The organism is Gluconacetobacter liquefaciens, assembly GCF_003350405.1.
GTDB classification, from domain to species: Bacteria; Pseudomonadota; Alphaproteobacteria; order Acetobacterales; family Acetobacteraceae; genus Gluconacetobacter; species Gluconacetobacter liquefaciens.
In genome coordinates this window covers 211518-227483 of record NZ_QQAW01000005.1, presented here as the reverse complement: position 1 = coordinate 227483, position 15966 = coordinate 211518, and the positions used below count along the sequence as shown (strand labels likewise).

The following is a 15966-nucleotide window of genomic DNA, read 5'->3' as shown; positions in this document are numbered from 1 at the left end:
CCATGTCCCCCGCTCCCGGCGCCGACACCCCCGTTTCCGCAGCAATCGACCCCACAGACCTGACAGCAGCCCAGGCCGCCGCCGAACTGGAACGCCTGGCCCACCTGCTCCCCAGGCTCGACCGCGCCTATTACGAACACGACGCCCCCGCCGTCACCGACGCCGAATATGATTCGCTGCGCCGCCGCAACCTCGCGATCGAGGCGCGCTTCCCCAGACTGCGCCGCCCCGACAGCCCCTCGCTGCAAGTCGGCGTCACCCCCGCCCCCACCTTTAGCCGGCACCGCCATCTGGTGCCCATGCTGTCGCTGGACAATGCGTTCGACCGCGAGGAATTCGAATCCTTCGTGACCCGCGCAGCCCGTTTCCTCGGCCTGGACGAGGACAGGACGCGCGCCCTGCGCTTCGTCGCCGAACCCAAGATCGACGGCCTGTCGATCAGCCTCACCTACGAACATGGCCGCTTCGTGCGCGGCACCACACGCGGCGACGGCACCGAGGGCGAGGACGTGACCGCCAACCTGCGCACGCTGAAGGACCTGCCCCACACCCTCAAGGGCCCGGCCCCCGCCCTGATCGAAATCCGGGGCGAAGTCTTCCTCTCCAAACCCGCCTTCCTGGCGATCAACGAGGCCCAGGCCAGCGCGGGCCAGAAACTGTTCGCCAACCCGCGCAACGCGGCAGCCGGCTCGCTGCGCCAGCTCGACCCCACCATCACCGCCCGCCGCCCGCTCTCGCTGTTCGCCTACGCCCAGGGCTTCTCGTCGGAGCGCGTGGCCGATACGCACGCCCGGTATCTCGACCGGCTCCGCGACTGGGGCTTCACGGTCAACCCGCTGTCGAAGATCGTCGAAAGCGCAACCGAAGCCGAAGCCTTCATGGACGACATCGCCCGCGAACGCTCGGGCCTGGAATACGACATCGACGGCGTAGTCTATAAAATCGACGATCTCGCCTTGCAGGATCGCCTGGGCTTCGTCGGCCGCGCCCCCCGCTGGGCCATCGCGTGGAAATTCCCCGCCGAACAGGCCATCACCCGCCTCACCCATATCGACATCCAGGTGGGCCGCACCGGCGCCCTCACCCCGGTCGCGATCCTGGAGCCGGTGAATGTCGGCGGCGTCATCGTCACCCGCGCCACGCTGCATAACGAAGACGAAATCCAGCGCAAGGATGTCCGCGCGGGCGACCTGGTGCAGATCCAGCGCGCGGGCGACGTCATCCCTCAGATCCTCGGCGTGGTCCCGCGCAAGGAGGGCGACCCGCCGCGCGGCGAGCCCTTCGCTTTCCCCCACACCTGCCCCATCTGCCACGCCCATGCCGAGCGCCCGCCCGGCGAGGTCGTCTGGCGCTGCACCGGCGGCCTGACCTGCCCAGCGCAGGTCGTGGAACGGCTGATCCATTTCGTCTCCCGCGACGCCTTCGACATCGACGGCCTGGGCGAACGCACGATCACCGAATTCCACGCGGACGGACTTCTGAAAACGCCCGCCGATATCTTCCGTCTTCCGAACCACGAGGAAGACATCGCCAGGCGCGAAGGCTGGGGCGAGCTTTCCGCCCGCAACCTCACCGCCGCCATCCGCGCCCGCCAGACCGTCCCGCTGGCCCGCTTCATCTATGCGCTGGGCATCCGCCGCATCGGCTCCAGCAACGCCCGCCTGCTGGCCCGCCATTACGGCTCCTACGCCAACTGGCGCGCGCAGATGCTGGCCGCCACCACCATCGGCTCCGACGCCCGCCTCGCACTGGGCTCCATCACCGGCATCGGCAGCGCGATCGCCGACGAACTCGCATCGTTCTTCGTGGAATCCCACAATCTCGCCACCCTCGACGATCTCACGGCCATGCTCACGACGATCGAGGACGAGGCCCCGCAGAGCGAAGGCACCCTGTCAGGCAAGACAATCGTCTTCACCGGCACGCTGACGACCATGACCCGCCCCGAAGCCAAGGCCATCGCCGAACGCCTGGGCGCCCGCGTCACCGACAGCGTCTCGAAGAAGACCGACCTCGTCGTCCTGGGCACCGACGCCGGCTCCAAGGCCCGCAAGGCCGCCGAACTCGGCCTGGACACGCTCGACGAACCCGGCTGGCGCGAACTCGCCGGCCTGCCACAGGCCTAGGCAAGTACAACCGTAGGCGAAGCGGTTTTCGTCTGGTATTCATTGCAAATACCAGCCCGATACCGCTTCACCATGGCCAGCAGGAACATCATGACCAACATCGCCTTTGTCGGAACAGGGTACGTCGCTGATTATTATATGACCACCTTGCAGAACTATCCCGAACTGCGCCTGAAAGGCGTATGGGATCGCGACCCGAAAAGGTTACGCCAGTTCTGCTCCTTCTATACGGTCACGGCCTACGACGGGCTGGATGAACTGCTCAACGACAAGACGGTGGATATTGTCGTCAATCTCACGACACCCGAAAGTCATTTCACCGTCAATCAGGCCGCACTGAACGCAGGCAAGCACGTCTATTGCGAAAAGCCCATGGCCCTGTCCGTGGAAGAGGCCGAGACACTGGCCCATCTTGCCGAACAGAAAAATCTCATCCTCTGCGGCGCCCCCGCCAACGGCCTGAGCGACGCCTTCACCCTGGCACGCAGCCTGATGGAAAAGGGCGAGATCGGCCGTCCCAACCTGGTCTATGCCGAAATGGACGACGGCCCGGTCTTCCGCGGCAACTGGCAGCAATGGCGCAGCCGTTCGGGCGCACCATGGCCCGGCCTGCATGAATTCGAAGTGGGCTGCACGCTCGAACATGCGGGCTACGCACTCAGTTGGCTGTATGGGCTTTTCGGCCCGATCGAACATGTCGCGGCATATTCCGCCCTCACCTTCCGCGACAAGGGCATCGGCAACCATCCGCTGGGGCCGGATTTTTCCGTCGGCTGCCTCACCTTCCGCTCCGGTATGGTCGCACGCCTCACAAGCGGTCTCGCCGCCCCCCGAGATCGCTCCCTGACCATCCTCGGGGAAAATGGCAGCCTGACCGTGCGCGATCTGTGGGATAACCGCTCGGCCATCCACCTGCTACGCAACTACCGCCGCGGCCTGCTGGATATCCTGACCGACGGTCTGGAAAACAAGCTGGGCCACAAGCTGCCCATTCGCTTCTATCGCGGGCAGACCATCCGTTACCCCAAGGGCAAGCCGGCCACGCAGGTTCCCCCCTACCCGTCCAAAATCGACTTCGCACGCGGCATCCAGGTTCAGGCGGAAGCCATCCGTTCAGGCCAGACTCCCCTGTTCTCGGGTCGGGTCTCCCTGCATCTGACGGAAGTCATCCTGGCCCTCAGCAGCGGGCTGCACGATCATACCGTCAAGAACCTGCCCTGATGCTGCGGGCCGTCCCCTTCAGGCCGGGGGACGGGCACGTACCTGCTCGATGATCCGCAAGGTCTCGATACTGTCCGCCAGCGGCATGACGGAAGATGCCGTCTGTCCCTGGGCCACGACCCGGCTTGCCGCTTCGATTTCAAATTGCAGGCCATAACCGTCAAAAGCACAATCATACCGGCGCACGCCCGGCAGCCAGCTCCTCTTGGCCACTTTCGAAAACAGCCGCAACGGCGCGGACCCGCCCGGCAGCATGGACAGCCCCCACGCAGGAATACGCCCCACCGCCAGAAGCTGCCGGCTGGAAATGAAATGGGGCTGCAACACCAGCGTCCCCCTGCTGCCTTCGATCATGAACAGATTGGTGCCGTCACGATCGAATCCGCAGGCCAGATGCGCTTCCACCGCACCAAACCCCAGCACGATCTCAGCCGTCATGTCCACGCCGCTCGGCGCGGCCCGCCAGCCCCCCTGCACCCGGTCCGGACGCCCCATCAGCGCCTGGGAGAGCGAGACCAGATACACCCCCAGGTCCAGCAACGCCCCCCCACCCTGTGCGGGATCGAAAAACCGGCTGTCAGGATCATACGGGTGGGCAAAGGCCAGTTCGGCACGGATGCGCTTTACGGTTCCGATCGATCCCGAGCGAATCTTCTCCTCTGCCAGGTCCACAACCGGCAGAAAGCGCGACCACATGCCCTCCATGCAGAACGTACCGTGTTGCACCGCCAACGCCGCCAGGCGTTCCGCATCTTCGGCTGTGCAGACAAGGGGCTTTTCAACCAGCACGGCCTTGCCCGCCGCCATGACGGCCCGTGCCATGTCGAAATGCGTGGCGTTGGGGGAGGCGATATAAACAGCCTGCACCGCCGGTTCCCGCACCAGCGCCTCGATATCGCCAAACGGCCTGCCGCCATGACGCGCCGTGAATGCCGCGGCCCTCTCGACCGAACGTGACGAAACCGCCGCCAGATACGCCCCGCGCGCGTGGCCTATATCCTCGGCAAAATGCCCGGCAATCGTACCGGTTCCCACGATCCCCCACCCAACGGCCGGCAGTTGCCCTGCCCCCGCCACCCCGGCAGCCCCCCGCACGCCTTCTCTCATAGGCCGACCTGCCAACACATCATGAACCTCGCACCCAGACCAAACGATCAGCCATAATGGCACAACAGGCAAAAAATACATTCACGGTCATAGTTCACTCAGGGTCGCGATAAGACCGGCCGGAGCATCGTGAACAGCGGCTCGCAAGCCCGCAAAACGCCCCAACTCGGCTACAGCACATTCGACAAACCCGGCGAGCGAGAACAGGAAGCGTAGACCACCCGTCCCGATCCACGCACTGCGTGGGGGACAACGGACGTCACTGCCGGAACTGCGCCAGCCACGTCACCAACCTGCCGGCCAGAGCAATCCGCGCATCGGAAAAACTATGATCGGTCTCGAACGTCTCGGCATCGAGATGCCGGGCACCGGCCTCCCGTGCCCGGCGCGCGGCCGCCTCGGCCATCGCCCCGATCCCCCGCGTCGCCCCGATCAACGCCAGCGGCCGCGCCGCCAGCGCCGGCATGGCGGCGACCAGGTCCAGCGGCCGCCCGGCATGCGCCGTCTCGGTCATGATCGCCTCTTCGCTGGTGCCGGCCAGCGGCGGCATGTCGCCACGCACCTCGCCCAGCAGAAACGCCTCCCGCTTCTTCGGATCGACAAACCCACGCCCGATCGCAGCAAAATCAGCAGGATCGATCAGGAACGTCCCGATCACACCCGCATCATCCGCACCGACCCGCGCCGCCACCATGCCGCCCATGCTATGTCCGGCCACCGCGATACGGGACGGATCGATCCCGAACCGGGCCACCACGTCCGGCCGACGCAGATAAGCCAGCGCGGTCGCCCCATCCTGCAGGCAATTGGCGAACGAGAAGCGACCCGGGCTTCCCCACGAACCACGATAATGGAATGTCAGCACATTCCACCCCGCCCGCCGCGCCGCCTGCGCCAGATCGAGATTCTGCTCGTTCCCCGGAAAGCCATGAAGCAGCAGAAGCGTCGGATGCGGCCCCACCCCGGCCGCGCGATACATCACGGCATTCAGCGCGCCATCCTGCGCAGGGATCACGAATGCCGCCATCGCCGCCGGATGCAGCCTGTCAGCAGGCGGATCGGCAATCACCGCAACCGGAGGCGGTGCCGCCAACGCGGCAACGGGAACGGTCAGGAACAACGGGAAAAGAAAAGAGCGCATCAACACCATCCTGTCTTACGGCACCCGCCCCATGTCATTGGGGCGAACCCGGCACCAGCAACAAAGCCAGACTTTCGGGCGGCAGCCGGATGTCACACCGGTTCGCCTGCGCACAAATCGCCGGCTGCGGCGCGGGCAGACGGGCGGCGGCAATCAACGCATCAGCCTGCTGGCGCGTGGGCGAAACCGGCCGCCCCATGGCTTCGAACAACGCGGCAGGCGTGCCATGGCTGCGATCGATCACGACCACCGTCGCCCCTTTGACCGACCCCACACCCTTGAAGGCCAGATGACGCTCCCGCCCCTGCTCCCGATCGCCGTTCCACAGCGCGACAGCAATCGCCCCATCCTTCCGGCGCGTCGCCAGCACATCGTCACCGCCTGATCCGGCCGGCAACCGCCGCTCTCCCAGACGATGCAGCAGCGCAAAGGCATTGAACGCCGGCTTGGCAATGCCGTGGGTCGTCAGCAGCCCATATGCACCTGGCAATTCGTTGGCGATCACCCCCTGCTCCTCGAAATCGTCCGAGAACGTCCAGTAGGACATGATCGGTGCCAGCCCGTCACAATCATGCACCGTCTGCGCAATCCACGGTGCGATCCATGGGCGGTCCGCGCTGCCGTTATGAATATCCCAATCCGCCCCGAATTCGGTGATATACAGCGGCAGGTCCCGGTGCCCCGACCGATCGATCACCCGCCGCGCCGTCCGCGTCGCGTCGCAGACAGTATTCCCCGTATTGTCCGGCGATTTCGGCAACCGGAGCAGATCGGGCGGATCGTTGGCATAGATATGCGTCGAGACGAAATCGACCGGCACATGCTCCCGCGTGACATGCTCGACGAAATCCCCGACCCAGTGGATGGCCCCCGTCGCAGGCCCACCGACCCGCAACGCCGGGTCGACCGCCTTGATGGTCCGGGCGGTATTGTCATAAAGCGCGAAATAGCTCTCCATCCGGGGCTGCCCCACCCAGGTTGCCTGATCGGGTTCGTTCCAGACTTCGAAAGGCCATTGCCGAACTTCCTCGGCGCCATAACGCTGTTCCAGATGCTCCACGAAGGCGCGGATCAGCGCATTCCAGTCCGCCATATGCGCCGGAGGCGTCACATTGGCCCGATACCACAGCGTCCCGCCGCTATAGTCCGTAATGGGTTTCGCCGGATCGTCCGCCTTCCACTTCACCAGCGGCTCCAGCCCCCCGTCGCGACGCAGAACGTCACTGCCGATGGCGCTGGGCATGAACGACAGCTCGACCAGCGGCCGGATATGATGTGCCAGCAGGCCGTCATACACGGCATCGACCTTGCGGAAATTGTAATGCATACGGCCCGCCCCATCCGGCGCCATGATGGCCATCGTGTCGTCGAAGATGCCGTGGAACCGCACATACCGGAAACCGGTCGCCTCCCGCGTCCGGTCCGCGTTCCGCAGGTAACTCTCCGTCAGCGCCATGTCGGCACGGTCCGAACCGAACGCCTGCTCCCAGCTATGGCGGAACGGCGTTCCGCCCACGGACGCATCGACCTCTATCGAAGACACGGCATCGGGCGCCCCGGCCCATGCCGCCCCCGACACACCGCAGGCCAACAGGCCGATCACCGCCGAACAGACCCGCACAATCCGAACCGCCACCACCCTCTTCATCAACACCGACACTCCAAGTTGAGGAAGCGCGACAGCATCGCAGTGAATGTCGACTTGTCAAATTCGTGATCTTCACCCCGCAGATACCCCCAATATTCATCCGGCTGGCCGAAAGGCGCGCGGATGCGCTAGATTGCCCGCCTCATGACCCATCCCGCCCAGGGGCACCCGGCCCCCATCCGCCGTCCCGCAGCCCTCCCCGCACCCTGCCCCGGCCTCGCCGCACGGGCGGAGGCACGGCCATGATGCTGCTGGCCGGACTGGTCGCGGTCGTCATCCTGATCGGGTTCAGCATCCTGATCGCCCTGTCCGAGATCTCGTTCGCAGCGGCACGCGAGGTGCGCCTGCGCACGCGGGCCGAGGCCGGCGACAGCCGGGCGGTCAATTTCCTCCGCCTGCGCCGCAACAGCGGCCAGGTGGTCACAGTGCTCCAGATCTGCCTCAACGCCGTCGGCGTGCTGGGCGGCGTGATCAGCAGCGACATGGTCACCCCGCCGCTTGCCGACATCCTGCGCCACGCCGGGCTGGAAGAGGCTGTCGCCGGACATGTCGCCTCCACCCTGTCGTTCGTGCTGATCACGGGCCTGTTCGTGCTGTTCGCCGACCTGCTGCCCAAGCGCATCGCCATGAACGCGCCCGACCGCGTGGCACTCAGCATCGGCTGGTTCCCCGCCATCGCGCTGAAGGTGCTGTACCCGTTCGTCTGGATCTTCTCCAAGATGTCCGACGTCATCCTGCGCGCACTCAAAATCCCGGCCGCCTCGGCCGTCGAGCCGGTAACACCGGAAGATTTGCGCGCCATCCTCGCCGCCGGCACCGCCTCGGGCGTCCTGCTGGAGCAGGAACACCAGATGATCCAGAACGTCCTCGGCCTGCAGGACCGTTCGGTCACCTCGGCCATGACCCCGCGCGACGAGATCGTGTTCCTCGACATGCAGGAAAGTGCCGAAAGCCAGCGCGACAAGGTGCGGGCCAAGCCCTATTCCCGCTATCCGCTCTGCAATGGCGGGCTGGACAACGTCATCGGCTCGATCCGCGCCGAGGACGTCCTGGCCGCCGTGGTGGAAAAGCCCGAGGACGTGGACCCCACGGCAACCATCCTGCCGGTGGCCAAGCAGATCACCCGCATGCGGCGCGACGTGCTTTCGCTCCCCGATACGCTCAACCTGTGGGATACGCTGGCCCAGTTCGACACCCACGGCGCCGGTTTCGCCCTGATCGTCAACGAATACGGCCTTGTGGTCGGGCTGATCACCTTCAAGGACATCATGGGCGCGCTGATGGACGGCCTGGCCAACCCGTTCGAGGAACAGGCCATCGTCCGCCGCGACGAAAACTCCTGGCTGATCGACGGCGCCGCCCCGATCGGCGACGTGATCCGCGAACTCGGCGTCCCGGACCTGCCCGACAGCCACAATTTCGATACGATCGGCGGCTTCGTCATGCACCGCCTGCGCCGCATGGCGCGCAAGGCCGACAAGGTCGAAGCCGCCAACTTCCTATTCGAGGTCGTGGACGTCGAAGGCTTCCGCATCAACCAGCTCCTGGTCACGCGCCGTCCCCGCCGCCCGGAAACCGATCAGCCGTAATCGGGAATGCCGGGCATGGTCACGAAGCCCGGCAGCGCCCGCACCGCCCGCACCCAGCGCCGCAGCGCCGGGTAGGCGGAATGCTCCTCTCCCCAGTCGCGACACAGCGCGACGGTGGGGAACAACGCGATATCGGCCACCGTGGGCCCCTCGCCCACCACCCACAGTCCCCCATCCAGCCGCCGATGGGCCAGATGGTCCTCCACGATCCGCAACGCCGCCACCGCCGCCCGCCGCCGGGCGGACTGTTCGTCTCCTGCCCCTGCGAACAGACTGGCCCGCCGCATCAGCACGGCCGCGCGCAATGGCCCACCGGCAAACTGCAACCAGTGCGCAACCCGCGCAAAATCGACAGCCCCCTCAGGCAACCATTCCGCCCGTCCATGCGCCAGCGCCAGCAACACGGCCTCCGCGCCGCAGACCGCCTGTCCCTCGATGCGCAGCACCGGCAGCACCCCGGCCGGCGAAACCGCCCGAAAAGCCGCGCTGTCCTGCTCGCCACCGGGCACGACATCGACCACGACCCGACGCGCCTGCAACCCCAGAAACGACAGAAACAGCCGGGCCCGATAGCAATCCTCGTCCAGTTCGTCGTCGTACAGCACCAACGCGCTCATGCCACTGCTCCCGACAGAAAGACCTGCCCGGCCCGCTCCTCCGCCCGCGCCCGCACATCCTGCCCCCAATCGGCCAGATCATGCAGGCGCGCCACCTCCGCCGGTTCCGCCGCCAGCAGGTGCAGCATGCACGCGCCCTCGCCAACCGGCAGCAGCGCCGCCAGTACCCGCCCGTCCACATCACGGTCCAGCACCGCAGCCAGTTCCCCCTCCGGCAGCCCGATCGCACCCGCCACACCCTGCCACGGCGCCTCGATCCGCAACGACCGTACCGGCACCCACGGCACAGCAGCCAGCGCCGGATCATCCTCCGGCAACGTACCGCTCTCATCTGTAGCGGCAGCCCAGATCAGCCCCCAACACTCCGCAACCCGCAGCGGCGCCGCCCGGATCGTCCCCGGAGGCGACAGATCGGGGTGCGCCGGAATATGCACGCAACGTCCATCCGCCCCGAAGCGCCAGCCATGATACAGGCAGGCAAGCGCCCCCTCACGCACGAACCCCAGGCTCAACCGCATCCCCCGATGCGGGCACCGATCGTCCCACACATGCGCCTGCCCCAGCCCGTCGCGCCACACCGCCAGGTCGCGCCCCAGCATGGTGCTGCCGGCCGCCGTGCCAGGCTCCAGATCCGCCGACAACATCAGCGGATACCACCCGCCATCACCCGTCACGCTCATGTCCCGTCTCCCCCTGAACCCCGTCATCCCCCGCCAGCGGCAGGCAGCGCACCACCGGCACCAGGCACTCCGCCGGCCCCAGACTGCATGCCATCTCGAAAGCGCCGACCAGCGGCTCCGGCCCCGCCACGTCAAGCACCACCCGCGCCGGCCCTCTCTCCACCACCGCGCACTCCAGCGCCATCAGCGCCGCGCGCTCATGGGCAAAGCCCACGATGGCCTCCACCGCGGCGCATCCATCCAGTTCCAGGCGCATCCGCTCCCACCGGCTCATGCCACCCTCCGTCCTGCCCCCGAATCCCCGATAGCCCGACCGCCCGAAACGTGCCATCCCTGTTCCGAAACCGTACCGAACGGAGAGACGCCATGATCCATGTCACATCCCACGATGCGCTGCTGATCATCGACCTCCAGAACGATTTCCTGCCCGGCGGCGCGCTGGCGGTCCCGCAGGGCGACGCGGTCATCCCGGTCATCAATCACCTGACCCTCCTGCCCTTCGGCCAGCAGGCCGCCAGTCAGGACTGGCATCCCCACGGCCACATCTCCTTCGCCAGCACCCACGGGCGGAAAGCCACGACCGATCACTGGCCCGACCATTGCGTGGCAGGCACCCACGGCGCGGCAATAACAGCCGCCCTGCACCAGTCGCGAATCAGCATGGTGATTCGCAAGGGCCGAGACCCGGATATCGACAGCTATTCGGCCTTCATGGACAACGACCGCGCCACCCGCACCGGCCTGGATTCGTGGCTGGCGGGACTGGGCATAAACCGCGTCTTCATCGCCGGACTGGCCCTGGATTATTGCGTGCGCTTCACCGCCATCGACGCAAAGGCCCTTGGTTTCGAGACGATCGTGGTCGAAGATGCATGCCGCGCGGTCGGCTCCGATCCGCAGGCGACATGGCAGGACCTGGCCCGGCACGGCATCACCCGCGCCCACGCCAGCGAACTGGCCGGCCTGTAGAACAGGAGGCGACCCGTTTCCGGGGGGAAACGCCAGCATCGGGTGGGACCGGTGCGGGCGAGCATCGAGAGGGGAAAGCGGAATCATGACCATTCCGGGTCAGGTATGACCACGCACGCGCCGAACAGACGGCTTCTAACATCACGACGACATATGCTGGGCCTGGCCGCCGGAGCGGCCGGCAGCGGGTTCCTGCGTCCACCCGGCCTGCGGGCACAGCCCCGTCTCCTGCCCCCGATCGCCGAGGCCGACGCGCTGGTCGCCTTCGGCCATACCAGCCCGGTCACCGACGGCGGCTGGACGATGATGCACAATCAGGGCGTCCAGGCCGTGCGCAAGGCCTTCCCCAACCTGCGCACGATCTATGTCGAAAGCGTGCCCTACTCGGCCGACGCCACCCGCATCTTCCGCCAGTTCGTGGCCGAGGGCGCGCAGATGGTCATCGCCACCTCCAACTACGGCGATTTCATCCGCGACGTCTCCGACCGCGCGCCCGACGTCGCCTTCATGGAATGCGACGGCCACGCCGTCAGCGGCAATCTGGGCTGGTATTACATCACCCACTGGTATGCCAGCTACGTCATCGGCATCGCGGCCGGACTGATGACGCGCACCAACAAGATCGGCTTCATCGGCTCGTTCCCCATCCCGTCGGTCTATGCCGGCACCAACGCGGTGCTGCTGGGCGCCCGTTCGGTCAACCCGGCGGTCACGGTGCAGGCGATTTCGATCAACGCGTGGTTCGACCCGCAGGCGGCCACCCAGGCCGGCACCGCGCTGGCCGAGAATGGCTGCGATTTCCTGTGCGGCATCATGGACGAACCGGCCTATCTGCGCGTGGCCGAACAGCGCGGCATCAAGGCCGCGATGTGGAACACCGACATGCGCCAGTACGGCCCCGAAGCCTATGTCAGTTCCGTCACGCTCGATTTCCGCGATTACTACGTCTCCCAGGTCCGCGCCCGTCTGGCCGGCACCTGGCAGCCCCAGGGCCACTTCCTCACATTGGGCAACGGCGTGGACCGCGCCCCGTGGGGCCGCACCGTACCGCCCGAAATCGCAGCCCAGGCCGATGCCATGCGCACGCGGATCATGGCCGGCTACAACCCGTTTCGCGGCCCGATCCGCGACGCCGCCGGCCGCCTGCGCGTGCCGGCGGGCGAGGTCATGGACGATGCCCGGATCTATCAGTGGGACTGGGCGGTCGAAGGAGTCACCGGCCTTGACTGACCTGCTGCATGCCCGAAACGACGGGCCACCGCCGATCCCCCCCGGCACCCCCCCGATCCTGCAATTGCAGGGCATCTGCAAATATTTCCCCGGCGTGATCGCCAATCAGGATGTCAGCCTGGACATCGCACCGGGCGAGATCCACGCCCTGCTGGGCGAAAACGGTGCCGGCAAGTCCACGCTGATGAACGTGGTGACCGGCATCTACCAGCCCGACGGCGGCGAGATCATCCTCGACGGCTACGGCCAGGTTTTCGCGGCTCCGCAGGACGCCATCCGCGCCGGCATCGGCATGGTCCACCAGCACTTCAAGCTGGTCCCGGCCTTCACGGTGGCCGAGAACATCCATCTGGGCTGGCGCGACACCCCTTTCCTGGCCTCGTCGAAGGTGCTGGAAACCCGCACCCGTGCGCTGTCGGAGCGGTTCGGCTTCTCCGTCCGCCCCGACGCCATCGTGGCCGACCTGTCGGCCGGCGAGCAGCAGCGGGTGGAAATCCTCCGCGTCCTCGCCCGCCAGGCCCGCCTGCTGATCCTCGACGAGCCGACGGCGGTGCTCACCCCGGCCGAAACGCGCGACCTGTTCCGCGCCCTGCGCGCCTTCCGCGCGCAGGGCAATGCCGTGATCCTGATCAGCCACAAGCTGGACGAGGTCATCGACATCTCCGACCGCATCAGCATCCTGCGCGCCGGCCGCAATGTCGGCACCTACCGCACGGCGGACTGCACCGCCGCCGGCCTCGCCACCACCATGGTCGGACGCGAGATCGTCCGCCGCGACCTGCGCGCCCGTGCCCCCGGCGCCACCCCCATCGCCCCCACCCCGGTCCTCAGCCTGCGCGGCGCCACCTGCCGCGACCCGCGCGGCGTGGAAACCCTGCGCGACGTCACGCTGGACCTGCATGGTGGCGAAATCCTCGGCATCGCCGGCGTCGCCGGCAACGGCCAGCGCGAACTCACGCAGGTCCTCACCGGCATGATGCCCCTGTCGGCGGGCGAAATCCTGCTCGACGGTACCCCGGCCCCCCTGGCCGACCCCGCCGCCTTCGCCCGCGCCGGCATCGGCCACATCCCCGAAGACCGCCTGCGCAGCGGCCTAGCCCCCGCGCTGGACATCACCGACAACATGGCGCTGCGCGAATATGACCGCCCGCCGATCGGCCGCCACGGCCTCTACGACCATACCGCCGCCAACCATCTGGCCCAGACCATCGTCGAAGCCGCCGAGGTCAGGGTGCCCGACCTCGCCACCCCCATCCGCAACCTGTCCGGCGGCAACCAGCAAAGGCTGGTGGCAAGGCGCGAGATCCGCATCGCCAGCCGGGTGCTGGTCGCAGCCTACCCCAGCCGGGGGCTCGATATCGGCGCCATCGCCACCGTCCTGCGCTACCTGACAGAACTGCGCGACCAGGGCGTGGCGGTAGTCCTGGTCTCAGAGGACCTGGAGGAACTCCTGAACGTCGCCGACCGCATCGGCGTACTGTTCCACGGCCGGCTGATGGCCACGATCGACGCCGCGACGGCGGACATGGAAACGATCGGCCTGCTGATGGGCGGCCGCTCGGCCCATAACGGCGCCCCACATGGCGGCTCGACACAGGACGGAGGACAAGCCTGATGGCCGGCACGCTGCAACGCCAACCCACCGTCACGCCGGCCCGCCGGCTGGCCTGGCGCGCGGGTGCCGTCGTCACCGCGCTGGCGATCACCACCCTGTTCCTCGCGCTCTCGGGCCGTGACCCCCGCCTGCTGGCCGACCTGGTGGTCCGTTCCACCGTGGGCTCGCGCTTCGGGCTGGAAGACCTCGCCCTGTTCCTCACCCCCCTGCTGCTGACCGGCGCGGCCGTCACCGTCACCGGGCGGATCGGCGTATGGAATATCGGCGCCGAGGGCCAGTTTTACGCCGGCGCCATCGGCGCCACGGCGGTCGGCCTGTTCCTGCCCGGTCCCGCGTGGCTGGTGCTGCCACTGATGGCGGCCAGCGGCATCGCCTGCGGCATGGGCTGGATTCTGGTCCCCGCCCTGGCCCGCGCCTATGCCGGCGTCAACGAGATCATCACCACCCTGCTGCTCAATTTCGTCGCAGGCCTGCTCACCACCTACCTGGCGGTCGGCCCGTGGCATGACCGCGTCACCGGCGCGCTGGCCTCGACCGGGCGCCTGCCGGTACGCATTCCCGAAATCTGGGGCGTGGTCCATTGGGGCTTCCCGATCGCGCTGGTCATCGTGCTCGCCCTGGCCTGGCTGACCACCCGCACGCGCTGGGGCTACCAGATCACCATCGGCGGCGCGAACGAGCAGGCCGCCCGCTACGCCGGCATCCCGGTGCGCGCCCGCATCCTGGGCGTCATGCTGCTGTCCGGCGGCCTGGCCGCCCTGGCGGGCGTGTTCGAAGTCGCCGGCACCGTGCACCGGCTGCAAGGCGGGCTGGCCAACAATTTCGGCTATTTCGGTATCGTGGTCGCGGTTCTGGCACGCGGGTCCTGCCTCAACGTGCTGCCCGCCGCCCTGCTGATGGCCTTTATCCTCAATGCCGGCATCGTGCTGCAAACCCAGCAACTGACCGGCTCGACCGTGCTGGCCATCACCGGACTGGTACTGTTCATGATCGCCATCGCCGACGAACTGGCGCACTACCAACCCGTGACGGTCCGCCCCGCTACTGTCGGCCCCATCACCGTCGGCAAGGAGGCCCGGCCATGATCGCACTCCTGACCGGCATGCTCTCCACCGCCGTCCTCGCCGGCGGCGTCCTGGCCCTGGCCGCCCTGGGCGAAGTCCTGGCCGAGCGCGTGGGCGTCACCAATCTCGGCGTCGAGGGGCTGATGTCGCTGGGCGCGGTCATCGCCATCATCACCGTAGTCGCCACCCCCAACCCCTGGCTGGGCCTGCTGGCCGCGACCATGGCGGGGGCGACCGGCGGCATGCTCTTCGCCTTCGCCACCGTCATCGTCCGCGCCAACCAGGTGCTGTGCGGCCTGGCCATCACCTTTCTCGGCCTCGGCTTGTCGGCCAGCATCGGCCATGATTACGCGGGCGTGCCCTCACCCGCCACCTTCGGCCGCGTGCCCGTCCCCGGCCTGTCCTCCCTGCCGATCATCGGGCCGGCCTTCTTCGGACAGAACCTGCCGATCTACCTCATCTATCTGGTGCTGCCCGCCCTGGCACACTGGGTCATGTTCCACACCCGCCATGGTCTGGCGATGCGCGCGGTCGGCGAAAACCCGGCGGCGGCCGACGCCGCCGGCCTGCCGGTCACCGCCCTGCGCTTCTGGTACGTCACACTGGGCGCCGGCCTCGCCGGAGCCGCCGGCGGCTACCTCACTCTCACCTACGTCCCCGTCTGGTCGGAAGGGCTGGTGGCAGGCCGGGGCTGGATCGCGCTGGCCCTGGTCATCTTCGCCGGCTACCGGCCCTTCGGCGCCACCCTGTCGGGCCTGCTGTTCGGGCTCATCACCGCGCTCTCCTTCGTCGGGCAGGCCCGCAACTGGCCGATCGCGCCCGCCTTCCTGAACATGCTGCCCTATCTGGGCACGATCGCATTCATCATCGTGCCGGTGGTCGTCTGGCATCGCATGCGCCGCATCATGGCCGCCCCGGCGGCACTCGGCGTCCCCTATCACCGCGACGTCCGGTAAGGA

The 15966-nt window shown here is 67.5% G+C and carries 14 protein-coding genes; 8 read left to right on the top strand and 6 right to left on the bottom strand.

Features of this window, described 5'->3' with window-relative positions:
* Window positions 1-2 precede the first annotated feature (2 nt).
* Both ligA and C7453_RS10830 read left to right on the top strand, forming a co-directional pair.
* A complete protein-coding gene (gene ligA / locus C7453_RS10835) occupies window positions 3-2126 on the top strand; it encodes an NAD-dependent DNA ligase LigA (protein WP_114727551.1) in 2124 nt (707 codons plus the stop codon).
* A 90-nt stretch (window positions 2127-2216) separates the two neighbouring features.
* Window positions 2217-3347 carry a Gfo/Idh/MocA family protein gene (locus C7453_RS10830; RefSeq protein ID WP_114727550.1) on the top strand — a complete coding sequence of 377 codons (1131 nt, stop codon included), beginning with the start codon at window positions 2217-2219 and terminating at the stop codon, window positions 3345-3347.
* Window positions 3348-3365: 18 nt separating this feature from the next.
* On the opposite strand, the gene C7453_RS10825 is transcribed toward C7453_RS10830, so the two are convergent.
* The 3 genes from C7453_RS10825 to C7453_RS10815 form a co-directional block, all read right to left on the bottom strand.
* On the bottom strand, window positions 3366-4442 hold the full coding sequence (locus tag C7453_RS10825; RefSeq protein ID WP_211311049.1) for a Gfo/Idh/MocA family protein: 1077 nt from the start codon (window positions 4440-4442) through the stop codon (window positions 3366-3368).
* Window positions 4443-4713: 271 nt separating this feature from the next.
* A complete protein-coding gene (locus tag C7453_RS10820) occupies window positions 4714-5595 on the bottom strand; it encodes an alpha/beta hydrolase family protein (protein WP_114727548.1) in 882 nt (293 codons plus the stop codon).
* Between the two features lie 34 nt (window positions 5596-5629).
* Window positions 5630-7243 (bottom strand): GH39 family glycosyl hydrolase, encoded by a 1614-nt coding sequence (locus C7453_RS10815; RefSeq protein ID WP_114727547.1) that lies wholly within the window; start codon window positions 7241-7243, stop codon window positions 5630-5632.
* Window positions 7244-7485: 242 nt separating this feature from the next.
* On the opposite strand from C7453_RS10815, the gene C7453_RS10810 reads away from it, so the two are divergent.
* On the top strand, window positions 7486-8832 hold the full coding sequence (locus tag C7453_RS10810; RefSeq protein ID WP_114727546.1) for a hemolysin family protein: 1347 nt from the start codon (window positions 7486-7488) through the stop codon (window positions 8830-8832).
* On the opposite strand, the gene C7453_RS10805 is transcribed toward C7453_RS10810, so the two are convergent.
* Genes C7453_RS10805 through C7453_RS10795 form a run of 3 tightly spaced genes read right to left on the bottom strand, consistent with a single transcriptional unit; the run spans window position 8823 to window position 10403 of the window.
* Window positions 8823-9449, bottom strand: coding sequence for a glutathione S-transferase family protein (locus C7453_RS10805; protein WP_114727545.1), 627 nt, complete (start codon window positions 9447-9449; stop codon window positions 8823-8825). The genes C7453_RS10810 and C7453_RS10805 overlap by 10 nt on opposite strands.
* Window positions 9446-10129, bottom strand: coding sequence for a Rieske (2Fe-2S) protein (locus C7453_RS19640; RefSeq protein ID WP_114727544.1), 684 nt, complete (start codon window positions 10127-10129; stop codon window positions 9446-9448). The genes C7453_RS10805 and C7453_RS19640 overlap by 4 nt, the downstream gene beginning before the upstream one ends.
* On the bottom strand, window positions 10113-10403 hold the full coding sequence (locus tag C7453_RS10795) for a hypothetical protein (RefSeq protein WP_114727543.1): 291 nt from the start codon (window positions 10401-10403) through the stop codon (window positions 10113-10115). Before C7453_RS10795 ends, C7453_RS19640 begins: the two co-directional genes overlap by 17 nt.
* A 92-nt stretch (window positions 10404-10495) precedes the next feature.
* Here C7453_RS10795 and pncA point away from each other — a divergent pair, with 92 nt between their 5' ends.
* The 5 genes from pncA to C7453_RS10770 all read left to right on the top strand — a co-directional run bounded on the left by pncA (window position 10496) and on the right by C7453_RS10770 (window position 15963).
* The gene (gene pncA, locus C7453_RS10790; RefSeq protein ID WP_114727542.1) at window positions 10496-11098 is read left to right on the top strand and encodes a bifunctional nicotinamidase/pyrazinamidase; all 603 of its coding nucleotides are present in this window, start codon (window positions 10496-10498) and stop codon (window positions 11096-11098) included.
* Window positions 11099-11203: 105 nt separating this feature from the next.
* Window positions 11204-12328 carry a BMP family ABC transporter substrate-binding protein gene (locus C7453_RS10785; RefSeq protein WP_114727541.1) on the top strand — a complete coding sequence of 375 codons (1125 nt, stop codon included), beginning with the start codon at window positions 11204-11206 and terminating at the stop codon, window positions 12326-12328.
* A 34-nt stretch (window positions 12329-12362) separates the two neighbouring features.
* Window positions 12363-13943, top strand: coding sequence for an ABC transporter ATP-binding protein (locus C7453_RS10780; protein WP_114727652.1), 1581 nt, complete (start codon window positions 12363-12365; stop codon window positions 13941-13943).
* Entirely contained in the window at window positions 13943-15028 is a 1086-nt protein-coding gene (locus C7453_RS10775) for an ABC transporter permease (RefSeq protein WP_114727540.1), read from the top strand. The genes C7453_RS10780 and C7453_RS10775 overlap by 1 nt, the downstream gene beginning before the upstream one ends.
* Window positions 15025-15963, top strand: a complete 939-nt coding sequence (locus C7453_RS10770; protein WP_114727539.1) for an ABC transporter permease — start codon at window positions 15025-15027, stop codon at window positions 15961-15963. The genes C7453_RS10775 and C7453_RS10770 overlap by 4 nt, the downstream gene beginning before the upstream one ends.
* The last annotated feature ends 3 nt before the right edge of the window (window positions 15964-15966 follow it).

What these genes read in the sequence shown, in the direction of transcription:
- ligA (WP_114727551.1), top strand. Translation starts at nt 3, where the DNA reads ATGTCCCCCGCTCCCGGCGCCGACACCCCCGTTTCCGCAGCAATCGAC.
- C7453_RS10830 (WP_114727550.1), top strand. Translation starts at nt 2,217, where the DNA reads ATGACCAACATCGCCTTTGTCGGAACAGGGTACGTCGCTGATTATTAT.
- C7453_RS10820 (WP_114727548.1), bottom strand. Translation starts at nt 5,595, where the DNA reads ATGCGCTCTTTTCTTTTCCCGTTGTTCCTGACCGTTCCCGTTGCCGCG.
- C7453_RS10815 (WP_114727547.1), bottom strand. Translation starts at nt 7,243, where the DNA reads ATGAAGAGGGTGGTGGCGGTTCGGATTGTGCGGGTCTGTTCGGCGGTG.
- C7453_RS10810 (WP_114727546.1), top strand. Translation starts at nt 7,486, where the DNA reads ATGATGCTGCTGGCCGGACTGGTCGCGGTCGTCATCCTGATCGGGTTC.
- C7453_RS10805 (WP_114727545.1), bottom strand. Translation starts at nt 9,449, where the DNA reads ATGAGCGCGTTGGTGCTGTACGACGACGAACTGGACGAGGATTGCTAT.
- C7453_RS19640 (WP_114727544.1), bottom strand. Translation starts at nt 10,129, where the DNA reads ATGAGCGTGACGGGTGATGGCGGGTGGTATCCGCTGATGTTGTCGGCG.
- C7453_RS10795 (WP_114727543.1), bottom strand. Translation starts at nt 10,403, where the DNA reads ATGAGCCGGTGGGAGCGGATGCGCCTGGAACTGGATGGATGCGCCGCG.
- pncA (WP_114727542.1), top strand. Translation starts at nt 10,496, where the DNA reads ATGATCCATGTCACATCCCACGATGCGCTGCTGATCATCGACCTCCAG.
- C7453_RS10785 (WP_114727541.1), top strand. Translation starts at nt 11,204, where the DNA reads ATGACCACGCACGCGCCGAACAGACGGCTTCTAACATCACGACGACAT.
- C7453_RS10775 (WP_114727540.1), top strand. Translation starts at nt 13,943, where the DNA reads ATGGCCGGCACGCTGCAACGCCAACCCACCGTCACGCCGGCCCGCCGG.
- C7453_RS10770 (WP_114727539.1), top strand. Translation starts at nt 15,025, where the DNA reads ATGATCGCACTCCTGACCGGCATGCTCTCCACCGCCGTCCTCGCCGGC.